The organism is Silvanigrella sp. (assembly GCF_044369315.1).
Taxonomy (GTDB): Bacteria; Bdellovibrionota_B; Oligoflexia; order Silvanigrellales; family Silvanigrellaceae; genus Silvanigrella.
Genome location: NZ_JBIPMD010000267.1, coordinates 1 through 4,229 on the forward strand (window position 1 = coordinate 1; position 4,229 = coordinate 4,229).

At 28.0% G+C, this 4,229-nt stretch carries 4 protein-coding genes; all 4 read right to left on the bottom strand.

What is annotated here, in order from left to right:
- A partial coding sequence (locus tag ACIQ56_RS15105; protein ID WP_397601874.1) for an MFS transporter occupies positions 1–490 on the bottom strand: 490 nt, incomplete at its 3' end.
- 144 nt (positions 491–634) lie between these two features.
- On the bottom strand, positions 635–1,363 hold the full coding sequence (locus ACIQ56_RS15110; protein ID WP_397601875.1) for a hypothetical protein: 729 nt from the start codon (positions 1,361–1,363) through the stop codon (positions 635–637).
- 47 nt (positions 1,364–1,410) lie between these two features.
- Entirely contained in the window at positions 1,411–2,520 is a 1,110-nt protein-coding gene (locus tag ACIQ56_RS15115) for an FAD-dependent oxidoreductase (RefSeq protein WP_397601876.1), read from the bottom strand.
- Between the two features lie 79 nt (positions 2,521–2,599).
- Complete coding sequence (locus ACIQ56_RS15120) at positions 2,600–4,024, bottom strand: S41 family peptidase (RefSeq protein ID WP_397601877.1); 1,425 nt, start codon at positions 4,022–4,024, stop codon at positions 2,600–2,602.
- Between the last annotated feature and the right edge of the window lie 205 nt (positions 4,025–4,229).

Consider the following 4,229-nt stretch of genomic DNA (forward strand, 5'->3'; position numbering starts at 1 on the left):
CTGCTCCAAAAAAATAACCAATACTCAAACATGATGAAAATATGCCCATGATTCGCCCGCGCATTGAATCTGAAGATAATTCAGCAATCCAAGTTTCACTGGCGACAAAAACACTATCAAGACAGGCACCAAAAATAAATCTTAATAAAAACCAAAACAATAAATTTTGAGTAAAGTAAAAACTAAAAAATGAAGAAATTCCAATTAAAATACTAAAAAAGATAAATACTTTTAGACCAAATTTTTCCATAGATTTAACAAATATAGGTGCTAATACAATAGCAGCTAATGCAGGCATTGCGGTATTTAAACCAATTATAGTTGAAGAATATCCCATTCTTTTAATAATAAAAGATAATAGCGGCAAAGAAAGTCCAAAGCCAATCCCGGTTGCTGCAACACAAGATAAAGCACAAATAATTCCAAAAAGATTATTTGGATTAGATTTTAATTGATTATTATCTAATTTATCATTATTTACAAAACTCATTATTAAAAAATTCCTCAAAAAAATAATAAAACAATAAAAAATAAGAAAGATAATTGATTGAAAAATTAAATTATCTAATACGAAACATTATTTGAAAATAAATAATTAGTCAAATTATGCAATATTTAATTATATAATTAAGTATTAATTTGTACCTTTAGGTATTTCTTTTGAAGTATTTTTTTGAGTTGTCGGATTTTCATTATTTAAGGCTTCAGGTTGTGAATTTGTCTCTACAGTAGGTGAAGGCTGTGGTTTCATTTGCATAGGAGCTTGATCTTTTATTGGCACAGAAGGCGCAAACTCCTTCTGTAATAAAGGAGAGGAAGGAACTTTATCCATAGGTGCCAATTTTCCTGTTTCTTTAGAATAAACCCCTTTTTGAACTGGTAAATCGGAGAATTCTGTTTTAGAAAACTTAGGCAATTCTCCTGGCATTAAAGGATGGTAACTTTGCTCAACACCTATTTCATAATGAGGTGCATCAATATAAATATTTCCATTGCCATCTATATTAATATTTACATTTTCAAGTTCTTGATTTTTTATTGAGTTAATATTTACACCATTTAAGTATATTATTCTTCCTGTCATATAAGTAGAATCATAAGGTAACTTTTTAGGACTCATTTGAACTGGTTGAATAGAAATACCTTGCGGTTTTGGTAATGTAACACTTGGAGAACCCATTAAATCTAAACTTTGAGATGGAATAGGAATAGCAGCACTTCCAACTCTTTGAACTCCAGTTCCTTGTAAAGGAGGTGTTTGAACAGGAATCTCTTGCTGTGCATTTTGCGCTTGAATTTTTAATGGTGTTAAAAAAGAAAAATAGAAGATTTTGTTAATACAATTCTTAAAAAAAACTTTCATATTGTTTCCTCTTTTATATTTTCAAATAATATTATCACTTTTCTATTTTAACTAAAGAGTAAATTTTGCACTATCCGCCCAATTACTGGAGCAAAAAGATACCCACTTTTATGGGCTCCAGAACAAACAAATGCTTTTATTTTTGATTCAGATATATTTAATTTATCCAAAATAATTTCAGTATGGCCATAGCCAACTCTAAATCCATTTAATTGAGAGATTTCATTTGAATTATAAAAATATTTTTCTTTTAAATTTGGCGAGTCTTCTAAAAAATTTTTTGCTAATTCTAATATTATATTATTTTTTGAATTTAGTTCTTCCATATTCATATCATGAATTGATTTTATTCTCAAACTAGAAGAAGATATAAAAGTTTTATTTATATCACCACTAAATGTAACTTTAGATTTTAAATCATTAGATATTTTTTCAGATAAAATAAAATGATTTTTAAAATTTTGAATAATATTATCTCCAAAAAAAGTAGATCCTAATGTAAGTCTTTCTTGTTTTGTCATTTGTAATGGCAATTGAATATTTAAATTCTCTAGCAAACTTTTCGTCCATGCGCCTGTGCAAAATATTAAATGAGCTATATTTTTATCAATCATTATTTCGTGATATTTTTTTTGGCAGAAATCATTAGCTTCAAATAGAACTCCCCTTTTTATTAAAACATTTTTTAAAATATTCAATAATTCTTGTGCATCAACCCAGGATTCATCTAGGTATTTTATTTTATTTTCATCTATTTTTAGAATTGAATTTGTTGGTAAATTTCTTTTTTTTAATAAATTATCATCTTGCTTCACTCTTAAATAGTGTTTATCTCTATTATTGATAGATGTAAAGTAATCTATACCTTCTCCATTTTTAAAAATACTGTCTATCGACAAAGAACAATTATCTTCTTTTATTAAATTATGAATCCAATTTTTATATATTTTTTTACCATGCAATTTGAGTTCAAAATGAGGATCTCTTGCAAACATTTGACCTTTGGTTGCCAAATTTGCAGCCGCTGCTTTCGAGCCTGAAAATTTATGATTATTTGTAATTATTTTGATGTCTATTCCCTGAAACATTTCTCTTGTTAAATATTCAGCTACAGATAAACCTAATATTCCAGAACCAACAATAATTAATTTTGTCATCTTTCTACCTCATTAAAAAACAAAGGAAAGAGTGCTTTCCTCTTTCCTTTCTATATGACAAAAATGACTAAAAATTAAGTTATCTTGTATTATCTTGAAGGTAAGAATATTTACCCATACTTTTCAAATATAAAAAAGCACTTCTTACTTGATAATCATCTCTTAAATTTGAAGGCCACGAATTAATTTCAATTTCATTTTCATTTTGCCTTCCTTGTAATGCAATCGTATCTTGATCTTTCGCTTCTATATGCTTGTCTAAATCGGCTTCTCTTCTTGGAATACGTTGATTAGGACCTTCATTTTGTAATTGTTGAACTTTTCCTAATATACTTTGAGAAATTAATGGAATATCAGGGGTAATCCCTTTCGCTTGAATACTTCTTCCTTTTGGAGTGTAATAACGAGCAATTGTCATTTTTAAAGCTCCTCCATTTGGAAGAGGAATAATATTTTGAACACTACCTTTTCCAAACGTTTGAGTTCCCATAATAATTGCTCTTTCTCTATCTTGTAATGCACCAGCTACAATTTCACTCGCACTTGCTGTGCCTTCATTAACTAAAACAATCATGGGAAAATTTGATAAGGTATTTCTTTTAATTGCATATTCTACATCATCTGGTTTATTTAAATCTCTTCCTATTGTAGAAACAATAATTCCTGAATCAATAAATAAGTTAGTTACTTTTACAGCCTGATCAAGTAAACCACCTGGATTATTTCTTAAATCTAGAATCAATCCTTTTATTTTTCCATTATTTTTAGCTTCAAAAGATTTAATATATTTTCCTAATTGCTCAGAAGCATCTTCTTGAAAAATAGTGAGTCTTGTATAAGCATATCCATTTGAAAGCTGAGTTAAAGAAGCGCTATTGCTTCTTATAATTTCTCTTTCAATTTTTACTTTTTTAATAATATTTTGTTTTCCATTTTTATCTGGAGTAAAATACTCTAAAGTAACATCAGTTCCTATAATTCCGCGCATTTTACTTAAAGCTTCTTCTATTGTTTTAGGTGTAACAACAATAGTACCTACTGAATAAATAATATCACCTACTTTTAATCCCGATCTTTCAGCAGGAGAACGCTCTATAATTTCAACAATTTCTAATTTTCCGCCAGCAGGATTAATGACAACACCAATACCACCAAACTTTCCACTCGTATCCGTTGAAAAATCAGAGTACTGTTTTTGTGTCAAATAAGTTGTATGAGGATCGAGATCTGCAGTCATTCCTTTTAAGGCTTTTTCAATTAATACTTCAGGATTTACGGCATTTGGTTCGACATAGTTTGACTCTAATAAATTAAGAACTTTTGAAAATGACTCTAGTGATTGATATTTTTTATTTTCTAAATCATTTTTTTGTTTTATTTCTTTTGAACTGTTTTCTGGAGGAGTTACATTTGTAATAAGCAATTCTTTATTTGGAAATGCATTTTGGAATGTAGAAAACAAAAATAATGGAATAATGAAATTATATAGCTTTATTTTAGTCATAATAATACCTTAATTTCAATTTATTATAAAATACACTTTATTAAATTCTTTTAATTGTAATATGAATAACATTTTATATAAATGAGGATAATTTTGACTAAAAAAAATTGGTTCTGTTGCAAATAATTAGGAGCTACGAAAGATTGGGTTGTTACTTTTCAAGAATGTCCCCTCTAGGCGCAATTATCCAGCGAGGGAGCTAAAT